Origin of the sequence: Aequorivita todarodis (assembly GCF_028561335.1) — a bacterium.
Taxonomy (GTDB): domain Bacteria; phylum Bacteroidota; class Bacteroidia; order Flavobacteriales; family Flavobacteriaceae; genus Aequorivita; species Aequorivita todarodis.
The window spans coordinates 114,699-139,588 of record NZ_JAQQTG010000051.1 but is presented as its reverse complement, the minus strand read 5'-3'; the positions used below and the strand labels follow the sequence as shown (position 1 = coordinate 139,588).

Below are 24,890 nucleotides of genomic sequence, written 5' to 3'. Positions count from 1 at the left end.
AGCGTGCAAAAGGAAATTCTTTTAATAACCAACTATTTTCCTCCCGAAAAAGGTGCGGCGGCCAACCGAATGCACAGTATAGTAGAAGGTTTGGGCAAAGCTAATTATTCGGTACGGGTAGTTTGTCCGTTGCCCAATTATCCCAATGGAAAAATTTTTGAAGGTTACCGGGGAAGGGTATCAATTTCAGAAAATACCTTTTTTGGAAAAATATCGCGGTTGTGGGTCTGGCCCAGCAATTCTGCCAATAAATTTGTACGGTTGCTTTCAATGCTTTCGTTTTCGCTGAGCTTGGTATTTTTCTTCATTTTCAACAAAACACCAAAAAAGATATTTATTCAGTATTCCCCCGTTTTTGTGGGCTTTACTGCGGTGGTGTTGGGGCGGTTGTTTTCAAACCTGCCTGCCGGCAAGGCAGGAAAAATAATTCTGAATGTTTCAGACCTCTGGCCGCTGGCGGGGCTGGAAATGGGGATTTTGAAAAAGGGTTGGTACTATGCACTCTTGTTGAAAATGGAGCGTTTTTGTTATCGAAATTCAGATTTAATAATTGGGCAGTCTGAAGAAATTCTTCAACATACTTCAAATTTTGAAAAAGAAAAGCCTTCTTTTTTGTATCGAAACATTCCAAATTTTGATGCCCCTACACTAAAAGAGAAACCCACATCCAAAGAAATCAAAATCGTTTATGCGGGGCTGCTGGGAATGGCGCAGGGAATTCTTGAAATATGCAAACGGATTTCATTTCCGGAAAACGTGAGTCTTCACCTGTATGGCGCGGGGCCCGAGGCCGAAAAGCTAAGGGGGCTGCAAAAACAAAACATCTTTTTTTATGGCGAATTGGATAGGGATTCGCTTCACAAAGCACTTCAAGAATATGATATTGCCTTTATTCCGTTAATCAATAGAATTTATGGTTCCGTCCCTTCAAAAATATTTGAATTTACACGGTTGGGACTGCCGGTTCTTTACTTCGCTGGAGGGGAAGGTGGTCAAATTATAAAAACGGAATCTTTGGGATGGGTTGTTCCCGTAAACGATTTCTCAGCATTGCAAGGTTTTATTGATACCCTTTCAGAAAAAGAATTAGAGCAGTTTCCGAAACAAACGGTTCAGAAAAAAGCCATTGCAGCCTTTAATTTTGACAGGCAGTTTGAAGCCTTTATCACTTCAATTGAAGCTGTTTAGTACGCCTTTTCTTCACCACGAAGCGCGTTGAAGATGGTTTGGAAGACAATCTTTATATCGAGAAAAAGACTCCAGTTTTCGAGATAAAAAATATCGTACTTCACTCTATTGATAATATGGCTCTCGCTTTCCACCTCACCGCGGAAACCGCTTACCTGGGCCAATCCCGTGATTCCCGGTTTTATAAAATGGCGCACCATAAACTTGTCAATCCGTTCGGCGTACATATGGGTATGACTTACCATATGGGGTCTTGGGCCCACAACGCTCATTTCGCCCTTAAGAACATTGATAAACTGCGGCAGCTCATCGATACTCGTCTTGCGGATTATGCGCCCAACCCTCGTTACACGCTCGTCTCCTTTTCTTATTTGGTGTAAGTGTGCCATTGGGTTTGGTATCATACTGCGAAATTTATAACAATAAAATTCTTTATAATCCAGACCATTCCTTTTTTGCTTAAAAAACACTGGACCTTTAGATTCAAGTTTTATAAGTATTCCTAGCAAAGGTGTTAGCCAAGATAATATTCCGATTATTATTATAAGTGATAGTACAATATCAAAACTTCGTTTTAAAAATTTATTAAAGGGCTCGTCTATAGGAATTTTTCGCAGGGACAGGATGGGAAGAACCCCATAATAAGTGAAATCCAGTTTTTTGCTATAAATCTCTTTGTTGTCCGGAAGGAATTTTAGGATCTTGAGGTTGTTGTCCACAAAATCAATCAGTTTTATAAGGTCTTTATTCCCAATTTCCGCTACGGAGGAATAGACCTCATCTATCTCTTCTTCCAAAATATAATCCATACATTCCTCTATGGAAACTTTATTGGGCCCTTTTAAATCAAAAGTCTTATAGAGCTTATAGCCATACACCGGGTTATTGGTAAAAAACTTCCGGAGCAGATCTGTTTTTTGGTTTAGGCCAATTATAACAACCTTACGGACGTTTCCGCCCAGATGCAAACGGTATTTTTTGAGAAGAAAGAAAACGCCCAATTTCACAATGGTAATGCAGCCCATCACCAAAAGAATGTATTTAAATATCGTGGATGCCGAGGTGGACAACTCGTTATAAAAGCCGAAAAAGGAAAAAACAATCAGTACAAAAATAACGCCCTGTTTTCCTACCAAGGACATTATTTTTGAGAGATGGGTAAAGCGATATATTTCATAAAAACCCGATCGCAACGAAAGCAATACCCAAGCAACGGTCAAAAAGACAATATAATTGAAATACGGAAAAGGGGTTCCGAAAAATTCAAAGGCAAGATAATGGATAAGGAAAAGATCTATTCCATAAGAAATAGGCCGCAACCATCCCGAATATCTTCCGCTTTTAAACATTATTTTTTATCTATTGTGCTTTGAAAAATCTTTATGTTCGCTTTTAAAAAGTTCCTCTTTTGATAGGTTTTTAAAATATTCAAAGGTTTTTTTCATTCCTTCCTCTCTCGAAACTTTCGGTTCCCAGCCTAATATTTCCTTTGCTTTGGAAATATCCGGCTCGCGCTGCATAGGGTCATCCTGTGGCAGCGGCTTGAAAACTATTTTTTGCGCTGTTCCCGTTAACTTGATTATTTCCTTTGCAAAGTCAAGAATTGTAATTTCTTCGGGATTGCCAATGTTTACCGGGAGCGGATAATCGCTTAGCAACAAACGGTACAATCCTTCCACCTCATCGTCAACATAGCAAAAAGAACGCGTTTGCATTCCATCCCCGAATACGGTTAAATCTTCGCCTCGAAGTGATTGCCCAATAAATGCCGGGATTACGCGGCCGTCATTCAGTCTCATCCGCGGGCCGTAGGTATTGAAAATACGCGCAATGCGGGTATCCAAACCGTGGAATCTATGATACGCCATGGTAATGGATTCCTGAAAGCGCTTTGCCTCGTCATAAACCCCGCGTGGGCCAATGGTGTTTACGTTTCCGAAATACTCTTCAGTTTGCGGGTGCACCAATGGATCTCCATAAACCTCGGAAGTAGAGGCTATCAAGATACGGGCGTTTTTCTCCTTAGCCAATCCCAAAAGATTGTGCGTTCCCAAGGAGCCTACTTTTAGGGTTTGTATGGGTATTTTAAGATAATCTATCGGGCTTGCTGGGGAAGCGAAATGAAGAATGTAATCTATCTTTCCCGGCACGTGTACAAATTTGGTAATATCGTGGTGATAGAACTCAAAGGCTTCCAACTTAAAAAGATGGGCAATGTTTTTAAGATCGCCCGTAATAAGGTTGTCCATCGCAATAACGTGGAAATCTTCGGCAATAAATTTATCGCAAAGGTGCGAGCCTAAAAATCCAGCGGCACCGGTAATTAGGACGCGTTTCTTCATAAGTTTACAGACTTTCTTCCCACGGAAACATAGGTAAACCCTTCTGTTTCCATATCATTTACATTGTATAGGTTTCTTCCGTCAAAAACAACTGGATTTTTCAACAATTGTTTCAATTTGTCATAATCTGGTGTCCGGAATATACTCCATTCGGTGCAGATTAACAAAGCATCAGCGCCATCAAGCGCGGCGTACATAGAATCTGCATAATTCAATTTATCGCCAAAACGTTTTTGAATATTCGGCATCGCTTCGGGGTCAAAGACTTGGAGATTTGCACCTTTCTTCAGCATGGCTTCCATCATATCTATGGACGGTGCTTCGCGAATATCGTCTGTTTCGGGCTTAAACGCCAATCCCCAAACGGCGATCGTTTTTCCTTTTAAATCGTTTTTGAAATACTCTTCAATTTTAGGCAGCAAGATTGTTTTTTGTGCCGAATTGACTTCGATTACGGAATTCAAAATCCTGAAATCGTAGTTTTCATCTTTTCCTGCTTTTTTTAGTGCTTTCACGTCTTTCGGAAAACAAGAGCCGCCATAACCGATTCCCGGGAAGAGGAAACGTTTGCCAATACGGCTGTCGCTGCCCATTCCGATACGGACCATATCTACATCGGCGCCTACTTTTTCGCAATAGTTGGCTATTTCATTCATAAAAGTAATCTTTGTTGCCAAGAAAGAATTGGCCGCATATTTTGTAAGCTCGGCGGATTTTTCGTCCATCACAATGATTGGGTTTCCCGAACGCACAAATGGACTGTAGAGTTTTTGCATTAATGCGGTCGCTCTTTCACTACTTGAACCAATAACGATTCGTTCGGGTTTCATAAAATCATCAACTGCGAAGCCTTCCCTTAAAAACTCGGGATTGGATACCACGTCGAATTCGCAGGAAGCATTTTTGGCGATAACGCGGCGCACTTTTTCCGCCGTGCCCACGGGTACGGTACTTTTGTCCACGATTACTTTGTAGGTCTTTATTTTTTTTCCAATTTCTTCGGAAACATTCAAAACATAGGAAAGATCTGCTGATCCATCCTCATCTTCAGGTGTTGGAAGGGCCAGAAAAATGATTTCGCCATGTTCCAGGCCTGCTTCGAGCGAGGTGGTAAATTTTAAGCGGTTTGCCTTAATGTTTCTTTCAAAAAGCACATCCAAATGCGGCTCATAGATTGGCACTTCGCCGTTGCGCATTTTTTCTACTTTTGCCTTGTCTATGTCAACACATATTACTTCATTTCCTGTTTCGGCCAAACAGGTTCCCGTTACAAGGCCTACGTAGCCTGTTCCTATTACTGAAATTCTCATACACATGCCCGCACAGGCGGTTATCTTTTAATTTAACGATTGCAAAAGTACAATTTGCAATTCTTTTTATATCTTTTTTATGCTGTTGTTTTCCGCGGGTTTCGCAGTTGTCATTAGCACGATCAGAATGAAGCCTACATAATAAGCCCCAATCTGTCTGTAAAATAAATTTTCGACCAAACAGTACATTATCAATACTGCCAACATGGCCGTGGGGAAAAATTGTTTTCGCGTTGAAAAAATACTGACAACAATAAAGGCCACAAAAAGCAACAAGGCTATAAAGCCCGCGCTTAGGTAAAAATCCAAAAACTGGTTGTGGGTATTATAACGTTCCGAAACAAATTTTTCCCTTTTCTTTGGATTGGAAATTTGGGTTTCGTAGCAAGAAACCAACTTCTCTTTTGTGGTGTCGAAACCCATGCCCGTTAAAGAAAACCCTTCTTCGTCAATTATGTTTTGAGCACACTTCCAAACCACTGCCCTTAATTCATACGTCATCGATTTTTCAATAAAGGCAGGAGGGGTTTGATGGCTTTCTTGGCTGAACTGAATGCTTTTTTCATTTTTAATAATAAAGAACAATCCCACAACCGCTGCGATTGCACCTATGGCAATTATAGCCTTCCAGATTTTCCGTTGGCCATAAAACTGTCTGATCAATAGCAATACAAACAACGAAACAACGGCAATTTTTGAAGCGATTAAGATAATGAACAGTGCATTTACAAAAATATTGGCCAAATAATAATTGTTGTTTGGATGGTATTTTTTTTGAATTGCCTGAAAGGAAATCAAAATACTGAAAGTGCTGAGAAGCCCAAGATAAAGCCTATCAATCAATAGTGATTCTATTACCTGCGGAGAATCGCCGAGGGCAAAACTTCCCGTAGCGTCGGTTATTAGCACAAAATTATAGACCGAAAAAATGATAGCTGCCAAGGATGAAAAAATAATGGCGCTGTTGATTTTCCTGACATCGGCCACCGGAATGTAAAGGATGGCCAGGCCGACTGCAATAAGCACTTTTTTGATGATATTGAAATCATCCTGCAACCTACCGCTTCCAAAAGAGTCAATCAACAAATAGGCAAAAAGGCCGAGGAAAATAGCTATAGGCAGCGATTTGAGCTTTTTGAAATCTTCCTTTTTAACAATAAAAGGGAAGGCAACCACCAAAATTGCCATAAGAATATTGGGCAAGGCCCGAATGTAATTATCAAAAGGGATAATGAGGTATAGCAGCAGGAAGGCATAAGGGTATATGGCAGCGAGCAGGATCCTCATGGGGGAAAATTTGTGTTTTTTTAAATTTTAGGGGAAGATAGAAAACTCTGGGCAAATTTTAGAGGGTAGCGGGGAGTTATTAGTGTTCAGTGTTCAGTGTTCAGTGTTCAGTGTTCAGTGTTCAAAATTAAGAAATTCCAAAATACAAGCACCAAATTCCAAATAAACTCAAAAACACAAATAACATATCCAGAATATCTTTGCGTTCTCCGCGACTTTGCGGTAAACTAAGAAGGATAAACGAGTAGTCAGTAGCGGATTGAGAAAGCTTTGGATTATTTTGAAAATCGCTCTTTTAAAACCAAAAAAATAAATTTCGAATTTCCTACCAAATAGCGTTTCCACATACGTCTTGGCTCCTGTGCAAAGCGATAAAACCATTCCAGGCCTGCATTTTGCATCCAGGAAGGGGCGCGTTTTGTTTTTCCGGCAATTACATCAAAACTGCCGCCTACGCCCATAATCAGGTTTACGTTTTTTAGGATGTCGCGATATTTGTAGAGAAAATTTTCCTTGATGGGTGAGGAGATTGCCACAAACAGCATTTGGGTGCCGCTATCTGCTATTTGTTTTGCTATTGCCTCTTCTTCGGAAGGCGTAAAGTACCCATTGCGATATCCTGCTATAATTTCAGGGCTGTAGATTTCGGAGTATTTTTCAACCACTTCTTTTACGATTTCTTCCTTAGCGCCAAAAAGGAAGATTTTGTTGTTGTTTTTATGCGCCATTTCCACAAGGCTGGTCATTAGGTCTATCCCAGCAACACGCTCTTTAAGGGGTTTCCCTAAAAACCTTGATGCCCAAACAACGGATTGACCGTCTGCATTGATAATATGGCATTGGTTTACGCTGTGGCGCAGTTCCAGATCCTTTTGCATGGCCACAACTTTTCCGGCGTTTACTACAACGTGATGCACTTGTTCGCCGGCATGAATTTTTTCCTGCACCAGAGCAAGGGTTTCTTGCATGGAGAGGTTGTCTATGGTGGTGTTTAGGATTTTTATCCTTTTATGGATACTCACAATTAATTTTTAGCGAGCAAAGATAGTATTTATTAAACCTAATTGTTTAAGTAGATGCCTTCAAAATCTTTATGTTGATTTTGCTGATCGAGCGGAGTAGTTGCTGATGTGCCAGTAGTAAGATTTAATTTATAAAGGTACTGTTCATTATAAGCCTCTTCAAGTAATGCAAAAATACTATTTGAAGATAGGGAATAATCTATATTTTTAACATTTCTGACTGAAACAGTAGCTAGTGGTGATAAAATATTTCCAGAGCCTTTGTCTATCTCAACAATTTCATGCTCCTCTCCTCCTAAATCTTTTACCCCAAATATTCTTTCAGTTTTAGTTATGAAAATTTTGGAATAAATTTCGGAAACATTAGAAGTGTAAAGTGTGGAAGTCTGTACATTAAACCTCATAAAAATCGGTTGACCCGATTCATTTTTTGTGAAAAAAACCACCTCATTTGTTGAAGGCAAAAATCCTGAGTTTTTTATGTCATAAATAAAATCTGTTGGAAATTCATAAATTGTTGAAACATTGGAGTTATTTAAATTGGCAGACCTTATTTCATAAATATCATCAATACTATCATAATAACGATATATGTAATATATTTTATTATTATGGGCAGCTAAAATACTACCATCATAATCTGCACCATCGCTTAGAGTCCAACCAGTTATTTCTCCACTAGTTAAATTTACAATCGTGCAAGCCTTGCCATATGGCGATCCTTGACCGTAACGGGTAGTGTATGTATGTACAAAGATATTTCCTTCCCTGTAAAAATTTGAAGAAAGGTAGGAATAGCAAGATTGATTATGGAGTAGTGCAATTTCATCCAGTAATTCTCCTGTGTTAATATTTAAGTTATGTATTTTTAAAACATCACAATCTGCACCTTCAATAGGCAAATAGCCATACAATTTATCGAGCTCTTCAATAATTTCAATTGCACCCACAGTTGTTGATATATCTTCATAAGAAATTACTATTTCTCCAGAAGTGGCTCCTTGGGGAACAATGGCCACGATTTCAGTTTCGGTAACATTGGTAGTTTCACCTTCAATACCATTAAAAGAAACCAGATAAGTAATTGCAGGGTTAATATTTTCGCCCACAAATGTAACCTCATCTCCTGTAAAGGCCGTAGTAGGGGAAAAACTGGTGATTATCAGCTGTGGTTCTTCAATGATTACAAGTTCACCAACATTTAAACTTTTACCATCATATTTTATTACAATTTCACCTGTAGTGGCATCGGTGGGAACAATTGCTTTAATTTCTGTAGGGAAGTTTTGAACCTCTGTTGACGCAATTCCATTAAAAAGTATAGTATATTCTTTTGAGACATCAATATTCTCCCCTACAAAAGTTATTTCATCTCCAGCCATTGCAGCTATAGGAGAATAACTAGTAATGATAAGGTTTTTTGGAGTTTCCTGAGTAGGATTTTCATCATTATTGGAGCACCCAATTACCATGAAGATCATCATTAAATATTTGAAAAGTGATTTCATACGTAGAAGTGATTTCTAAAAATTAAGTCTCTTTGAAATTTACAAAAATTTATATAAGTGTTTGAGCTAAACTTTGAAAATTCTTTTTAGGTACTTAGTCGATCCCATTTTCAACTATAAATTTAACCAACTTCTCCCCAATATCATTCAAAGCCTCTTTGTTATAATGAACTGGGTCCCTTAACCATTTTCTGTCAATAAAATCCTTGGTTTCATTATAACCTATATAGGTGTGTTCATCTTCTTCGGCTACCTCCTCTTGAATTTTTCGAACAACAGCATATCCTTCGTCACATTCCTTACAAGTTGCATGTCTTCCAGTTTCAATGATAATAAAGGGCAAAGCAGAACCGTATCTCTTTCTAAATTTTGAAATTAAGCTTTTTAAATCTCCTTTATATTCGGCAGCAGTTAAACTACCTTTTCCTATAGCTTCTCCATCATTTTCTCCCTGAGACCAAATAATAGCGGCAATATTTTTTTCTTTATTGTAAGGAGGATAAATAATAGAAAGTCGTTTATCTATTTCATCAAAACATTCATTTAATAAAGAGCCCGTAGAGCTCCAGTTTCCCCAACTATTTGTTTCCGCTTTTGCGTTGAGTGCACTTCCCGCTTTTGCACATTGTATAATATATACTTCATTACCTGTTAATTTTGTATAGTTATAGGCAAGTGTATCCTTTAATGGGACCGCATTGCTCTGTCCCGCAAGCGCAATCATAACTTTGGGCTTCGAACAAGAAGCAGAAAATAAAAGGAAAAAAAATATGATCCATATTTTTTTCATTTTCTGTATTTTATGAGTTTGGCAGGAACACCGCCCATTATTGAAAAAGGCGCGACATTTTTTGTTACCACAGCACCCGCTGCAATAATAGACCCTGTTCCTATCTTAATTCCTGGCATTACCACTACATTTCTTCCTAACCAAACGTCATCGGCTATAATTGGTGGGTTAGGAGGCGTTTCGCCTTGATGTATCATAGGAATTTCAGTGTTTTTGTAGTTATGGGAAGTACTTAACAATGAAACATTTGGGGCGATCATTACATTATTCCCGATATACCCACCTTGGATAAATACGTTTTCGTTTATATGGCAATTATACCCAATTTTCATATGCTTGCCATTGGAAAGATATACGCCGTATTCCACAAAACTATTTTTATCATAAGGCATAAGATTTAAGATTTTTGAAATATACCAAACACGCAAAGCCCTTGTAAAAGATGCAAATCTTGAGTGTGGCAAGTTGTAGAAAATGCCGTAATAAATTGCCAACGTCAGTTTTTTGTACATACTTTAATAAGTTGATCCAACAGTTTTTGCATAACATGTTCGGTTTCGTATTCTTTGGCGGTTTCATAAGCCGCCTTTCTCATATCCTCTTTTTCTTGTGGGGAAAAATTAAGATATTTTTCAATACACTTGGCTAATTCGTCAATATTTCCGGGTTCAAATAATATTCCGTTTCGGTTATTTTCAATGTATGTCTTTAATCCCGCTATATCGCCGCCAATTACGGGCGTTTTGCAGCTCATTGCTTCAAGGCCAACAAGGCCCAAGCTTTCCGCTTCGCGCTTTGTGGGAAACACCAGAACCTCCATTTTATTGTAAAGGTGAACCAATTGTTCCTGATTTACAAGCCCCAAGAATTCCACATTCCTTTCAAGGCCCAAATTGGCAATCAAGGTTTTCATTTCAGTTTCCTGAAGCCCTTGTCCTGCAATTATAGCTTTGAAAGAGACGGCCTTATCCTTTAATTTCTTTAAAGCTTTCAAAAAATCGTCCCACCCTTTGCCAGCATCAATTCTTGAAATCATTCCCAAAATCGGGATTTCATCACTAGTTTTTTCCATCGGATAAAATCTTTTGGAATCTATACCGCCTGAAGGAGAAACGAAAATTTGTTCCGGTTTTAGAAATGGATAATTTTCCATCATCATATCCTTAAAATAGACGGAAGGGGTTACCACTAAATCTGTCTTTTTGATGATATATTTATTCAATACATCAATTTTTCTTCCTTTCGAATGGGTAACATCATCCCCGTGGACATTTATTACCAAAGGTTTTCTTTTCTTAAACAGAAAAAACAAAAATGCAAGTACCGGGGCATTGTGCGACATAAAATGAACATACAAAAGGTCGTATTTTTTGAAAACAAAATTGTATAAAATGGAGCAATAGTAGCTTAAATATGAAATTGCTTTACTCAAATTATTTGACCGTTTCCCTTTTATTACCGATACTGCTGAAAAATCAACTCCCATTTTCTCCAGTTGTAACCTAAAGTTCTTCACAAACACGCCAAAAAGCGAATCTTTTGAAGAAGGGTACATATTTGAAATCAGGAATATTTTCATCTTCGGCATTTAAAGTTAACGGTTATCCTGCAACCAATAATAAATACTCAACAAAAGGAATATCTGCTTTTCGCGGTTGTACCCTTTTACATGTTCGTTCAAAAGTTTGTTCAGGGCATCGGTGTTAAAAATTTCCGTGAAAATTCCAGGTTTTAAGAGCAGTTCCTTGATTTGATCGTTATGGTTTTTGAACCATATTTTTGTGGGCGATTGAAAAGCAAACTTTTTCCGATTGATAATACGCTGGGGTAAAATTTTCTTTGCGTATTCTTTGTGTATAATTTTGGTCTTCCTTATTGCCAACCTTTCCCATGCTGGTAGGGTTTCTATATATTTTATTAATTCCGTATCCAACATGGGGACCCTACATTCCAAGGAAAAGTTCATGGTAATTTTGTCGGTATATAGCAAAAGATCATCCGGAAGGTTCATTCGTACATCAATGGCCATCATCCGCTCTGCAGCGGTTTTTTTAAGTTTGCAATTAAGAACTTCATAAAAATACGATATTAAACCAAGTGCCTTTTCCTCCTTTACACGCAACAGCTTCATTATATCGTCTTGATTAAAAATGGAATACACGTTCAAAAATCGTTGTACATCGTCTTTTTCACCCAAAGCACTTACCGAGCGCAGAATACGTTCATTCTTCACACCAATATATGGGATAATTTTATTTGAGGAATAAATAAGTCCGCGCGGAATTTTTTCTGAAATAACCTCACCTTGATATCTTTGATAGCCTCCCAAAGGTTCATCGGCACCCTGGCCGGTAAGTACAACTTTTACATATTTGGAAGCCAATTGCGAAAGATAATACATTGGGATGACTGAGGTGGTAGCTAAAGGCTCCTCGATAATCCGTGTAGTTTCCTTAAAAATGGAAAGAAAGTTGTCGAAATTTATTTTAGTTGAAAAATGTTCCAGTCCCAAAATTTCTGCGGTTTCCTTTGCCGCATCTATTTCATCTTCTTTGTGGATGCCTTCAAAACCAACAGTAAAAGCTTTAAGTTTTTTCTCGGAATGTTTCTGGGCCAATGCCGCGACTACTGCCGAATCTATCCCACCGCTCAGCAAAACACCTATCTCCACATCGGCCATTAATTGTCTTTTAACAGCGTTTTCAATATGGGTTTCATAACTTTTCAGGGCATTCCCCTTATTAGTATTTACCTTTATTTGATGTGCTTTAACAAAGTATTTTTCTGAATACTGCAATATTTCCGAAGCCAAATCCACTTCAATATAATGACCCGGTCTTAATTTCTGGATGTTTTTGTGCAACGTTAAAGGCGAAGGAAGATACCGCAGGCGGAGCAATGTGGGCAGATTATCAAAATCAGGCTCTGAGTTTTCCTGTAAATTTTTTACAGGTCGAATTTCAGAAGAGAAAACAAAGCTTTTTTCATCCTTAAAGTAATAAACTGGTTTCACGCCAAAATGGTCCCGGGCCAGATAAAGCTTTTCATTTTCAATATCCAAAAAGGAAAATCCAAAAATTCCGTTTAAATCTACCACACTATCAATACCAAATTTTCTCAGATAGTAAAGAATGGTTTCGGTATCGGAATGGCCTTTAAAATCTACCTCGGGAAGTTTTTCCCTTAAATCGAGATGGTTGTAAATTTCGCCATTAAAGGTAATGGCGAATTTTCCGCACGAGGAAATCATAGGCTGACGGCCGGCTTCGGAAAGTTCAACGATGGCCAACCGCACAAGACCCAACCAAATGTCGTTCTGGGCAACTTTAAAGCATTCAATTTCAGAAGCGTCAGGTCCTCGGTGCTCAATGAGTTTAAGAGTGCCTAAGTTATACGATTTGTTTATTGATCCAATTATTCCACACATAAGCGCTCTTTTGCTTCGTTTTGATTAAGTTTTAAGCTTTTCCCGGAATACCAAAGAACAAAGAAAGAATAGAAAAACGCAAAAATGAAAACACCTTTGCTTATTCCGAAAATGCTTTCTGAAAATGAAAATAGCGTTATTATTATGAAAAAGCTCATCGCTTCTCCTTTTAAATTTGTTTTCCAAAGAAAAAACAGTAATGCCATACTATAAATGAATATTCCTAAAATACCGTTTGAGACAAGAAACTCCAAATATTGGTTGTGTGCGTTATAGTGGTTGTTGAGAGCTATGGTGAAGTTTCCCTTGCTATAGGATAGATCGTAAAGAGCTTGGGCATCCCCTGTTCCTATTCCCAAAACCCAATTTCCACGCTCCTTGAATTCTGAAAGAATGGCTATCCAGCGCGGGTACCTATCCAACGTTACATTTCCTTGAGTGTCAACGACCATGGCAAACTTGGAGCCTAAATAGTCAAATTTTATGGAAAGTATTGCCAATAATGCTACAAAGCCAATTAAATAAAATATTTTTTTTAATTCGAGTTTTCTGAATATTGTTACAGCTATCATCACAATTAAACAGATAAGGCCAATCCGGCTACTGGTTTCTATCAAAAAAAGAAAGAAAGGCGCAAGCAGCAGGATAAGTTTCAGTTTATTCTTCCTTAAATGGATGAATTCTGGCATTCTTATAACCCCAAGAATAAAAATTACCAACATTACGGCAAAATAGCTCGGATGTCCATCCAACGGTTTTAAGGCATTCCAGCCATTATATATCCATTTAAAAAAATATCCTGCCTGTACCCAAGGCGTGGCATTGGTCAAAATGGATTCAATAATATATGCCCAGCAAATTACCATTCCAATAAAAAGCCCAGTACCAAATGATATATAAATTCTCTTTAGGTTAAAATCTTCTCGTTTATGGGAAAGTATTATGAACGGGATCAAAACCAAGGTCAAGGTACGTTCCATGTCCCTAAGTGCATCTTTTACGTTGGTCGAAAAAACCCAACCCAAAATGAACAACAAATACAAAGCAACTAAAAAGTAAAAAGCAATTTTGTTTTTTTTTAGGTTTTGTAGGCGCACTTTGGGACTTAGCAAGAAAATTGATGAGGCCACAAAAAACCACAGTACAATAGTGTTCAAATTATCCCATAAGGGCAGGGTGGCGACAAATAGATAAGTGCTGGTCTCAAAAAATATCCGCCTTGGCGTATTATTGTTCCAGTAACTTTTTATACCTTTTATCATACGTATTGTTAATGGCTATTTTTTTTAGGGATTGGAGCAATTCCATATATTCTTCCGGATGTATGCTTTGAATTTTTTGGTGTACTTGATCCAAGTTATCAAAAGATGCAAATAGAGGATAATCGTTGCTTAAAAGATTTGCCAGTGGAATGTGCCTTTCAGTAAAAAAAGGAAGCTGGAAACTCAAAAAATCAAACACTTTAATAGGAAACGTCAGATCGTCATACATATTTCGTGGTCGCGTGTGGAGTGCATAGGCTATATTATTATTCTGAATAAAGGCAGCAATTTCTGCACGCGGTATTTTTGAAGCTTTAAGTGTTGTTCCCTGAACTATTTCGTTAATATTTAATGCACCGGAAAGCACAAAAAAATTATAGTTTTCACGATATTTTTGGGCAAAAGCAATAAAATTTTCAAACCCCGAGTTTTTATAATCTATACTCCCCAAATACAAAAGCCCCAGTTTTTTTGTAAAATCTGGGAGAACCACATTTTCCGTAATGTCATGGGTCCCAGGTGGCAAATCAGAAAAGGGGCGTTTAGGGAAAAATTTGTTTCTCTGAAAAAATACTTCGCCCATTTCCAATGTAGGGAATACCATAGAAGTTGAGACCCAAGTAAGATAAAAATTGCTCAACTTATTTAAGAAATATGTTATGTTTTTTCGGAAACCACGATAATCTTCTGGAAAAAGCTCAATATAAATATCCCGGATAAAAACGATTACTTTCCGGGAATTGAACTTTAAAAAGAATAGCGGCAATATGTCTATTAAGCCAATTCTATTGGTGGCCGATTCTATATAACACATATCACGTTTCTGAAATATCGATTTTAGCTTATTCTCTTCTGCTATTATTTGGCCTCCCTCTTTATTAAAAGCTTTTTTAAACAAATTGATTCTAGTAATTGGGCCGCCGGTAACTTTCTTCAGGTTTGGAACAATGTATAAGCTATTCTTCATTATCTATATTTTGAGGTAGATACTTTCTTCCGCGAACCTCTGTTTCAAGTATTAAAAAAGGAACCAATAAATAAAACACGTTCGTAAAATAATGGATAGAAAGTAGATTCGTAAAAACAACCAAAGCTATAAAACCAAGTTTTGCCTTCATAGAAGGGATTCTATAAATGAGATATATATGTGCTATCAAGAATAAAAACAGTAGCAAGAATCCACCTCGGTGATAAATATAATAAAATCCGTTGTCTATTTCCTGAAAGGTGAATTTTCCACTAAAAAACTGTGCTATTTTGTTTTCACGATATACCGTTGTATTTGCCCCAAAACCTTCCCCTATAATTTTTTCGGTCCACGTGAAATTTTCTGTCAGCAAAGCCGTGTTTAAATCCTGTATGCGGATTTGCAAACTCGCATACTCCCAAGGTTTTAAAACATAGGGCAATTTTTCCTTAATTGCCTCCGGGGCATACTTCGAGTTAAAAAATGCTACGGAAATAACCACCATTAATGAGAAACCGATAATAAACCCTGGTTGAAAAAGTTTCCTTATATTTATTATTATTAACAAGAGCAAGACTCCAGCGGTAACAAGATTCATCAAGTTTGACGTAAGAAACAAATATACCAATGCAAGCAGCCAAGATATGCCAAGTTTCAAATCAAAAGCCATTCTGTTGTATAGATAATAAAACCCGATAAGAACTATTGGTATTATGGACGGTCCGTAAACGCGCCCCCCTTTTCCGGTTATATCCTCGTTCCAAAGACTGGGCACAAACCCCAGGTAGATAAAAACATAAACAATGCACACCACTGCGTTTAAAACAAAGAGCAAACGCAGTATGTTGAGATCCTTAACATTTACTAGGAACAAGTAGAAAATAAGCCCATAAAACTGATATTTTATATCAATCGTGGCGTTTGGATGTTGATTTATCAAGCCCAATATTAAAAAAGGAATGTAAAAGCAGGCTACCACTATAACATAATGTGGAACTTTTAGTTTTCCCTTTTTTGTGATTACCCAAGTCCCGCCTATCAACAACAATAAACAAGCTGCCATTAGGCTACTTAAGGTAAGCGTGCTAATGGACAGGAAAAGTATAATCAATAGTATTTGATAAATATATTTCAATTCAAAAATTTGAGTTTATATCAAAAAAGATTTTACGTTCGCAAAGCTACTGTTTTTTAAATTTTATAATAAGAAGTGAATATAAATTCGTAGCATTATTATAGCTTTGCCAGCATAGTACAATATCTTTTAAGGAGTTTAATTTTAGATTTAAACTGAAATAAAAATAACCAACCATGATATATTATGTCATTCATTAACGATCTTGCCAATTACAATAATCAAAAATCTTTAGCCAATAAATTCAGAAACAAAAGATTTCATTTTTTTGAAAGTCAATTAATAAAGCTGGATAATGGAAAAATTATTACGATCCTCGATGTGGGTGGTACAGAGTCCTTCTGGGTAAACAGGGGCTATCATGAAAAACCAAATGTGAAGATTACACTTCTAAATCTTACCAAATTTGAGACCCATTATCCCAATATGATTTCGGTAAAAGGAAATGCCTGTGATCTGTCTGAATATAAAGAGGATGAATTCGATCTTGTTTTTTCCAATTCAGTTATCGAACATCTTTACAATAATGAAAACCAAAAACTGATGGCGCAGGAAGTACAACGTGTGGGGAAAAACCATTATATCCAAACTCCCTACAAATACTTTTTTGTAGAGCCCCATTATTTGTTGCCCTATTTTCAGTTTTTGCCCAAAAAAGCCAAGATTTTTATTTTAAGCAAAACAAAGCTTTCCAGGGGCACAAAAATTTCTACCGAAGAGGCAAAGGACCAAGCTGAGCAAATAGTGCTAGTATCAAAAAAGCGGATGAAACAGTTGTTCCCCGGGTCAAAGATATATAAAGAAAAGTTCCTGGGAATGACAAAGTCGTTGACGGCATATTCTGTAAAGAAATCATCAATTTCTTAGAAAACTCTATTTAAATATGAAGCTTTATATTATCAGGGAATACAGCATCTTAGTAAAGTAAAATATCTAATTTTACCGTTTCTAAATCCTAAGAAACAATGAGAATATTCTGCCTATCCATTTTCTTTTTAATTTTTTTATTATCCTGTTCAGCTAACGATAAAGCAGAAAGATTAAAAGATACGGCCATTAAAATAAAAATAGACAGCACTAATTATGCAATCAGTTTATACGATATTTCAAAAGCGATCGATTTTGAGGAAATACCTAGAACGGTTCCGTATGATTCCATACAAACAAAGAAATATGCTGATTTGATTTTAAAGGATTCCATAGTTGTTCTACATTCCTTTAAACCCCAATACATTCCGCTTGAAAAAATTACTTGGACAGAAAATCCATTGAATAACAAAACATGGCAAGCATATTACGAAAATCTATTTTTTGTATCCATCTTGAACCACACCTATCACAGTTATGGTGCTAAGCAATACCACGAAAAAGCGAAAGCCTATGTTTTAAGTTATGTAAAAGCGCATAATTCCCTTGCAGAAAAAACCTCAGATCAAACTTGGGAAGAGGGTGCTATTGGTCATAGAACCGGACATCTGATGCAAACAATCTATAATGAACTACAACAAGACAATCCTGACACCGAGTTTATCCAAAAAGTATTTGACCACATATCTCTGAATGCCACTTTTATGCTAGACCCTGCACATTATGAGCAAAACAATCATTCATTGATAATGGACAGAAGCCTTTTGGCGTTGGCAAAAATAACCAAATCCAATCCGTCACTTCATGCAGCTATTTACGAGCCTACGGTTGCCCGTGCGTTAAAAAATATTGATTATATAATTGATGATAGCGGCTTGGCAAAGGAACACGCAACAACATACCATATTTATAACCACAATCTGGATAGAAAAATTATAGAGCTTATTGAAAAAGAAGACATCAACCCTGCTTTTCAGCTTAAATTACTGAAAAAGAACGATGTACTCCTTCAACTGGTAAAACCAGACCTCACTTTTCCTATTTGGGGAGATAGTGGCATTGAGTTTTTAAATGCACATTTGGCAGAGAGTTTTGGCAATGACCAACGTGTTTTGAACGTCATGGCCGGAAAAAGATTGCCGTCCATGGTTAATTTTGAGAACAATATTGCCACTTTGCGAACCCAGGCCGATGATAGCAGTTATGTAGCGCTTTTTGCAAATTATTATTCCCGCACCCACAAACACAATGATGATTTACAATTCATATTTCAAACACTTGGAGTTGATATTTTAACAGATCAAGGGTATTATGGCTACGAAGATACCCACAGACCGTTCTTAATGTCAGTCTTTGCCCACAATTCAATAGCTATAAATGACAGTGACTATGTTTTAGGGAAAGAGGGTCAGTACTCTAAACTTACGGAATACCTTAGAAGCGACGACATTGAGATTGTTTCTGGCGAGCATACTATGTACGACTCTATTATCGTTAAGCGGAAGCTGTATTTTATAAAACCAAATGTTATCGTGCTTCAGGATTGGGCAGAATCCAAGGACGCAAATCGTGTTAAGAGCATAAGCCAACAATTTAATTTTGGAGAAAAAGCCAATCTTGATGTTGCTATTTCAGAAAACAGTGCAACAGTTTTGTTTCCAAAAAACATTAAAGCCATTGTAAAATCTTTTACTGATCATGATAAGATAACCACCAAAGAGGTTTCCCGATCTCGGATTCAGTACTCAATCATTCCCATTCCACAAGTAAAAGTACGTAAAGAAGGCGATAGGTTAACTACGGTAATTGAAGTACAGTCAGATTTATATAAAAATGCTGTTTCCAATATCCAGATAAAGGACGGCATAATTCATTTTTCAAAAGATGGAAAAAAATTTAATTTAGCTTTGTAACTCACAAAAGATGCATTCATTAGTATTAAAGTATTTTGTATATTGATACTAAAATTTAAGTGTTATGAAACATCAGTACACAATTCTTCTACTCTTATTTCCTTTTTTAATATTAAAAGCACAAAACACCTATGTGCCCGATGACAATTTTGAACAACGATTAATTGTTTTGGGTTTAGATGACGTACTAGACAATTACGTAATAACAAGTAACATTTCAAATGTGTTTACGTTGGATCTTCAAAATCAAAATATTAGTGATTTGACTGGCCTTGAGGATTTTTCTAGTTTAGTTTGTTTGGATTCTGGCAATAATCATTTTTCCATTATTCCTTTGCACCCCAATGTTAATCTATCTTGTTTGACCTGTAGTAATAATCAATTAACAGAATTAGATTTAAGCCAACACACAAATTTAACTGAACTTTCTTGTGCAAATAATAATATTACAAATTTAGATTTAAGTCAAAATACAAGTTTAAGGTATTTAACTTGTGGAGATAATTCCTTTCCTGAACTTCAGTTATCAAACCATCCAAATCTTAGGGAAGTCCGACTTTTTGGTCAAAATACATCTCTAGAAAATGTCGATATAAGAAACGGTAATAACACTATAATCCAAGAATTTGCTATAATAAACAGCCCAAACCTACCATATATTTATGTTGATGATTGTGGCTATAGCACCACAAACTGGACAAGTATAGATCCAACCACAATCTTTATTGAATTGGAAGGTCAAACCGAATGTACTTTAGGAATTGAAGAACAAACTTCTTCGGATATCAAATTTTATCCAAATCCCGCAAAAGATTTTTTATATATAGATTCTCAATTTCCTTATGATTTAGTTAGTATTTATTCTTTAACAGGTAGTCTTATAAAACAATCATCAAATTCCAGAATAAATGTTTCTAATTTGTCTAAGGGTTTATATTTTGCAAAGATTTCTATAAAAGGTAGAACTATTACCAAAAAGTTTATGAAATTATAATGAAAACAGAAAAAAAATTAAACTACTGCTATCATTCGCTTTGTTATTAATTGTATTAGGTTGTAATAAAGACGATACAGACGACAATCCAGATCCCATTAACAATGCTCCAAGTGATTTTGAAATATCTGTTACCGATATAACTCCAAGCTCTGCCAATTTAAATTGGACGGCTTCCACAAGTGTTGAGCCAACAACAATGGTGTATGCTGTCTATTTGAATGATTCCTTATTAGCAGAAAACCTTACAGAAACCTTTTATGATTTATCCAATTTAGATGATTCAACAAATTACACTGTGAAAATAGAAGCAGTTAATGAATTTGGCATAGCACAAGCAACAACTGTTTTTACTACCGCTGAATTAAACAATTTGCGACTCAAGGAATATCTCTATGAAGATGGGAGAAGTATAAAAATCCAATATAACGAAGATGACCAGGTAAATCTTAAATATATGTTTGATTTCCTGCAAACCATATATACATATACAAATGGTAAAATTATTTCAGAAAATCGTTATAACCAAACTTGGGGCAATGTATATGTTGACTACACTTATAATCAAAATCAAGAGTTAGTCCATTTAAAAACCAGTGAATATTATTTCTATTCAAGCGATCATTACACCTACAATTTTGATTCCACAACAAATTATACCTATACGCATCGACGCTATGTAGATTATGATACGTATACTTATAATTATAGTGTAAATATTATTCTAAACGACGATGGAAATATTGTAAATTATGAAGAGTTAAACTTAGATACATCTGAATTATTAATTACGACTTTTGAATATACGAACGGGAATATGACTAAATTGGTAACACCAGATGGTAACGTTTTGGAAATAGTTTATGACGATAAAAAAAGTTTTCATACCTATAAAAGTAGGTTTCCTCAATACCCGAAACCGATAGGGGAGATATTTGATGCAACTGGACTAATATATATTGACAGTATTCCTGTTTATTCTAGGGCCAAGTTTATTCCTCAATTTTATGATTACGTAAATAAGAACAACCCGCTTGAATATAAGCTAGACGGACAAGTAAAAACTACCTTCGAGTATGTATATAATGAAGATGATTACCCAAGTAGCCTTAAAGCTAATTTCCAAGACGGCACTTCAACGGGAGTGGTAAATCTTAACTATGAATAAATTTAATCGAATTCTATATTTTCTAAAAACCAATTGAAAGACAAAAAAGATATTTTATTAAGAAAAAGCCTTTTTAATTTCACGAATATACAATTTTGGAATCACCGCTTTCGAAAATTCCAATAAAGAAGCCCCAGTCAACCGTTTTACCAATATCCACCAATTGGGGATGTACAGCGCAATGATCCCCGCCAGCATCGCGTATGCCACAGCTTCGGTGGAATATTGTACTCCAATAAAAATAAAGGCCGGCATTACCAAAAGGGAAAATACATTCCATAGCAAGGAAAGATCGGTCCTGCCCGTGGCAATTACCAAACTTCCAATTGGGTTGCCAATACTGCGTATGTACATATAAGCCGAGAGGATGCGAACTAAATCTACAATGTTTCCGTATTCACTTCCGTAGAGTATTTGCACTATTATTGGAGCAAATATAAATACCAATAGATACACAAAGAAATTTACAGAAGAAACAATGTTTATCAATTTTAAATACTTTTCCTTCAAAACTTTGAGGTCATACTGATAAGTTGCCAATAAAGGGTTTGAAATTTTTGTAATAATGGGGTTAATAATCTGTGCAGGCTTAAATACCAATTGTTTTGCCAAGCTATAACCACCCAATAATTCTGGGCTAAACACTTTTCCAATGATTATAATGTCCATATCACGGTTGAAATAATTGACCAATTGACTGCCCACTTCAAAAACCCCAATTCTTAAAAACAGCAGAGATTCCTTTAGATTAAAATGAAATAATATTGGATCATTTATCCAACCCCTTAAAAAGAAGAATATATTGGGCAAGGCATATTGAATAAGTGCAGAAATAACCAAAGCATAAATACCAAAGCCTTTTACCGCCATAACTATAGCCACAACAAGCGATATAATAGAGCTTATCAGTTCCGCCAAGGCAATTATCTTAAAATTCAAATGCTTTTGTTCAACAGTCCTATATTGGCTTCCCAGACCCGCAAATATTACTGTTGTGGACATAATAATAATTAAGCTGCTCAATAATGCACTGTCATAAAAATCAGCAATAAAAGGCGCTATAATTACAATAATCAAAAAGACCAAAATCCCGAAAACTAAGTTTATCCAATAGAGACTTGAGTATTCTTTTTTTGAAATTTCCTGTCTGTGAAATATTGCCGATGTAAGGCCCATATCCATGAAAAGCGTCAAAATTCCTAAAACAAACAATACCAAAGCCATTAACCCAAAATCTTCCCTGTCTAAGAAACGTGCTAATATTGATAATCTTAAAAGAGAACATACAGCGACGCCAATAGTACCCACAGACGTCCACTTTACTCCCTTTATCAGACCGCTATTTTCTTTCATTATGCGCAATTAGCTTTTCAAATAGAGAAACAATATTAAGGGTATTATTCTTTAAGTTGAATTTTTCAATTATAATATTTCTTGGGTCAATAAACAATGATTTTATATCAGTAAATGCCTGTGCCATTGCATCCACATCCCTTTCTTCAACTAAAATTCCATTTTTGCTATTTTCAATTATTTCCGGAATACCTGAATGAAAGGTTGAAATACATGGAAGATCCATGGCCATTGCCTCCATCAAAACCGTTGGTAAACCTTCGGTATCGCCATTAGCGGCAGTTACGCTGTGATGGACAAAAAAGTGGGCGTTTTCCATCAATTCCTTTACCCGAAACCGATCTATCAGGCCCTTAAAAACAATATTATTTTCCAGGTTAAATTTTTTTGTGAGTGAGACCATTTCATCATAAAGTGGTCCAGTACCACCGAATATTAATACATCATTACTCCCGGTTTTATCTAGATATTTTCTAAAAGCCCTAATGGTATATTGATGCCCTTTTTTTTCAACGAAATTGGAAATCTGCAAAAAGGTGGCTGGTTCATTTTTTTTAAAATTCCTAGGCAAACTTCTTTTGAAAAATTCCAAATCCACTCCAAGATAATCTACTTTTATTTTTTCAGAAGGAAGTCCAATGTTCAAAAGATTGTTTTTTATTGCCTGCGAAACTGCTGTTCCAAAGACCAAGGGGTTTTTGAAAGCATTGCGCAGACCTTCGCAATAAGTTTGATCTGTCAATGCCTGGGAGGCATCATATCCGTGAAAGGTTATTATTGTGGGAATAGGGCTTTTTTCAAAATAATTTCCCAGCCGAAAAAAATGCGTTCCAAAATGGCAGTGAATGATATCTGGATTAAATTCTGCAACAAAATTTTCGAATTTTTGAGAAAAACTTGTGCTGAAGAAAGTATATTCAATGCCAAGTTTTCTTTTAAAAGCAGAAAGAATATAGTTTAAATCCTTCGTTTCCCTATAAATGGTTACATTATCAAAAGGGAAAAGTTCTTCATTTAATAAAGCGCAAGCTACAACTTCTACTTTATGCCCATGCTCCTGAAATGCTTTTATCTGATTATAAACGAAAGTCATGGAAGGCGTTAAGAAGCCATGACAAGTTACCAGTATTTTCATTTATTGTTTTTTACAGTTGTCCAATTCCACAGAAATCAATAACAAGTTTTTCGTTTTCAAACTCCAGACTTTTAAATTCTTTATGAGCAACTAAGAATACTATAATGTCAGCATTTTCTTCAACTTCATTTATTTGAGTCAAAATATATTTTTTATGTTTATTCAAATTTGGTTCAACAAACAAAATTTTAAATTTATCTGTATATAATTGTTCAGCCACTTCAAGTGCTGGGGATTCACGTAAATCATCAATATTCGGTTTAAAAGCCAGACCCATACAGGCTATAATTGCATCCCTGCCATTTTCCATTTTAAATTGAAGCGCAGCATTTTTCACTTTTTCTATAGCCCATTCCGTTTTGTAATTATTGATCTCGCGCGCCGAACGAATTATTTTTGATTCTTCCGGAAATTCGGAAACAATAAACCACGGATCAACGGCTATACAGTGACCGCCAACGCCTGTTCCTGGTTGTAGAATATTAACTCGGGGATGTTTGTTTGCCAAACGGATCAATTCCCAAACGTTGATGTTTGCCTTATCGCAAATCATGGAAAGCTCATTGGCAAAAGCTATCTGTACATCTCGGGAGGAATTTTCGACCAACTTACACATCTCAGCGGTTTGCGAATTTGTTTTGTGAAGTTCCCCTTTCACAAAATGCTTATAAAACCAAACTGCCTTTTCGGTGGATTCATCATCTATCCCACCAATGGCACGATCGTTTTGTTCCAGTTCGTAAATTACATTTCCGGGCAAAACGCGCTCTGGACAATAGGCAATAAAGATTTCACCTTTTAAGTCTGGTCGTTCCTCAAAAATCAGTTCTTGAACTTTTTGGGTTGTTCCAACTGGGCTGGTAGATTCCAGGATGACCAAAGCACCTTTCTGTAGTGTAGGAATAATATTTCTTACGGCACTTTCTACATAAGACAGGTCAGGCACGTGATTGTCCTTAAATGGGGTGGGTACAGCTATTAAATACACATTGGCCTTTACGGGCTTTGATGCGGCCTTTAAATAGCCTTCTTTAACCACGTAATGCACCAAGCCATCGAGTTCGGGTTCTACAATGTGAATTTTGCCTTCGTTTATGGTATCTACTACGTGTTGGGAAATATCAACACCCGTTACATTCAATCCTTTACTGGCTATTAAGGCCGCCGTGGGCAAGCCTATATAGCCAAGGCCCATCATTACCACCGTGGGTTTATTTTCCAT

General features: G+C 36.5%; 20 protein-coding genes and 1 pseudogene. 5 read left to right on the top strand and 16 right to left on the bottom strand.

The features are described 5' to 3' along the window. The first annotated feature begins 3 nt into the window (after positions 1 to 3). Positions 4 to 1,188 carry a glycosyltransferase family 4 protein gene (locus tag POV26_RS15050; RefSeq protein WP_272857288.1) on the top strand — a complete coding sequence of 395 codons (1,185 nt, stop codon included), beginning with the start codon at positions 4 to 6 and terminating at the stop codon, positions 1,186 to 1,188. Here POV26_RS15050 and POV26_RS15045 read toward each other — a convergent pair. The 13 genes and pseudogenes from POV26_RS15045 to POV26_RS14985 form a co-directional block, all read right to left on the bottom strand. Then, a complete protein-coding gene (locus POV26_RS15045; RefSeq protein WP_272857287.1) occupies positions 1,185 to 2,537 on the bottom strand; it encodes an exopolysaccharide biosynthesis polyprenyl glycosylphosphotransferase in 1,353 nt (450 codons plus the stop codon). The genes POV26_RS15050 and POV26_RS15045 overlap by 4 nt on opposite strands. Before the next feature lie 6 nt (positions 2,538 to 2,543). Beyond that, positions 2,544 to 3,530 carry a UDP-glucuronic acid decarboxylase family protein gene (locus POV26_RS15040; protein ID WP_272857286.1) on the bottom strand — a complete coding sequence of 329 codons (987 nt, stop codon included), beginning with the start codon at positions 3,528 to 3,530 and terminating at the stop codon, positions 2,544 to 2,546. Next, positions 3,527 to 4,840: a UDP-glucose dehydrogenase family protein gene (locus tag POV26_RS15035; protein WP_272857285.1), complete on the bottom strand. Its 1,314-nt coding sequence runs from the start codon at positions 4,838 to 4,840 to the stop codon at positions 3,527 to 3,529. Before POV26_RS15035 ends, POV26_RS15040 begins: the two co-directional genes overlap by 4 nt. Positions 4,841 to 4,906: 66 nt before the next feature. Continuing rightward, positions 4,907 to 6,127, bottom strand: a complete 1,221-nt coding sequence (locus POV26_RS15030; protein WP_272857284.1) for an O-antigen ligase family protein — start codon at positions 6,125 to 6,127, stop codon at positions 4,907 to 4,909. Between the two features lie 275 nt (positions 6,128 to 6,402). Next, the gene (locus POV26_RS15025; protein WP_272857283.1) at positions 6,403 to 7,149 is read right to left on the bottom strand and encodes a WecB/TagA/CpsF family glycosyltransferase; all 747 of its coding nucleotides are present in this window, start codon (positions 7,147 to 7,149) and stop codon (positions 6,403 to 6,405) included. Positions 7,150 to 7,187: 38 nt separating this feature from the next. Next, a complete protein-coding gene (locus tag POV26_RS15020; RefSeq protein ID WP_272857282.1) occupies positions 7,188 to 8,657 on the bottom strand; it encodes an IPT/TIG domain-containing protein in 1,470 nt (489 codons plus the stop codon). A gap of 94 nt (positions 8,658 to 8,751) precedes the next feature. After that, positions 8,752 to 9,447: a sialate O-acetylesterase gene (locus tag POV26_RS15015; protein WP_272857281.1), complete on the bottom strand. Its 696-nt coding sequence runs from the start codon at positions 9,445 to 9,447 to the stop codon at positions 8,752 to 8,754. 2 nt (positions 9,448 to 9,449) lie between these two features. After that, positions 9,450 to 9,605 (bottom strand): annotated as a pseudogene (locus tag POV26_RS15415) (DapH/DapD/GlmU-related protein); the annotation flags it as partial. 338 nt (positions 9,606 to 9,943) lie between these two features. Next, on the bottom strand, positions 9,944 to 11,026 hold the full coding sequence (locus POV26_RS15005) for a glycosyltransferase family 4 protein (RefSeq protein WP_272857279.1): 1,083 nt from the start codon (positions 11,024 to 11,026) through the stop codon (positions 9,944 to 9,946). Between the two features lie 15 nt (positions 11,027 to 11,041). Then, positions 11,042 to 12,874 (bottom strand): asparagine synthase (glutamine-hydrolyzing), encoded by a 1,833-nt coding sequence (gene asnB, locus POV26_RS15000; protein WP_272857278.1) that lies wholly within the window; start codon positions 12,872 to 12,874, stop codon positions 11,042 to 11,044. After that, positions 12,862 to 14,136, bottom strand: a complete 1,275-nt coding sequence (locus tag POV26_RS14995) for an O-antigen ligase family protein (protein ID WP_272857277.1) — start codon at positions 14,134 to 14,136, stop codon at positions 12,862 to 12,864. The genes asnB and POV26_RS14995 overlap by 13 nt, the downstream gene beginning before the upstream one ends. After that, the gene (locus POV26_RS14990; protein WP_272857276.1) at positions 14,102 to 15,103 is read right to left on the bottom strand and encodes a glycosyltransferase family protein; all 1,002 of its coding nucleotides are present in this window, start codon (positions 15,101 to 15,103) and stop codon (positions 14,102 to 14,104) included. Before POV26_RS14990 ends, POV26_RS14995 begins: the two co-directional genes overlap by 35 nt. After that, complete coding sequence (locus tag POV26_RS14985) at positions 15,093 to 16,238, bottom strand: hypothetical protein (protein ID WP_272857275.1); 1,146 nt, start codon at positions 16,236 to 16,238, stop codon at positions 15,093 to 15,095. The genes POV26_RS14990 and POV26_RS14985 overlap by 11 nt, the downstream gene beginning before the upstream one ends. Positions 16,239 to 16,424: 186 nt before the next feature. Here POV26_RS14985 and POV26_RS14980 point away from each other — a divergent pair, with 186 nt between their 5' ends. The 4 genes from POV26_RS14980 to POV26_RS14965 all read left to right on the top strand — a co-directional run bounded on the left by POV26_RS14980 (position 16,425) and on the right by POV26_RS14965 (position 21,180). After that, positions 16,425 to 17,105 (top strand): class I SAM-dependent methyltransferase, encoded by a 681-nt coding sequence (locus POV26_RS14980; protein WP_272857274.1) that lies wholly within the window; start codon positions 16,425 to 16,427, stop codon positions 17,103 to 17,105. A 98-nt stretch (positions 17,106 to 17,203) separates the two neighbouring features. Continuing rightward, positions 17,204 to 19,018 (top strand): heparinase II/III domain-containing protein, encoded by a 1,815-nt coding sequence (locus POV26_RS14975; protein WP_272857273.1) that lies wholly within the window; start codon positions 17,204 to 17,206, stop codon positions 19,016 to 19,018. 64 nt (positions 19,019 to 19,082) lie between these two features. Then, positions 19,083 to 20,012 (top strand): T9SS type A sorting domain-containing protein, encoded by a 930-nt coding sequence (locus tag POV26_RS14970; RefSeq protein ID WP_272857272.1) that lies wholly within the window; start codon positions 19,083 to 19,085, stop codon positions 20,010 to 20,012. 40 nt (positions 20,013 to 20,052) lie between these two features. Continuing rightward, positions 20,053 to 21,180 (top strand): fibronectin type III domain-containing protein, encoded by a 1,128-nt coding sequence (locus POV26_RS14965; protein ID WP_272857271.1) that lies wholly within the window; start codon positions 20,053 to 20,055, stop codon positions 21,178 to 21,180. A gap of 57 nt (positions 21,181 to 21,237) precedes the next feature. On the opposite strand, the gene POV26_RS14960 is transcribed toward POV26_RS14965, so the two are convergent. From POV26_RS14960 to wecC, 3 genes are read right to left on the bottom strand one after another with little or no spacing between them, the layout of a single operon-like run. Beyond that, positions 21,238 to 22,533 carry an MOP flippase family protein gene (locus POV26_RS14960; protein ID WP_272857270.1) on the bottom strand — a complete coding sequence of 432 codons (1,296 nt, stop codon included), beginning with the start codon at positions 22,531 to 22,533 and terminating at the stop codon, positions 21,238 to 21,240. After that, positions 22,520 to 23,668 (bottom strand): glycosyltransferase, encoded by a 1,149-nt coding sequence (locus POV26_RS14955; RefSeq protein WP_272857269.1) that lies wholly within the window; start codon positions 23,666 to 23,668, stop codon positions 22,520 to 22,522. Before POV26_RS14955 ends, POV26_RS14960 begins: the two co-directional genes overlap by 14 nt. Before the next feature lie 10 nt (positions 23,669 to 23,678). Further along, on the bottom strand, positions 23,679 to 24,890 hold the full coding sequence (gene wecC, locus POV26_RS14950) for a UDP-N-acetyl-D-mannosamine dehydrogenase (protein ID WP_272857268.1): 1,212 nt from the start codon (positions 24,888 to 24,890) through the stop codon (positions 23,679 to 23,681).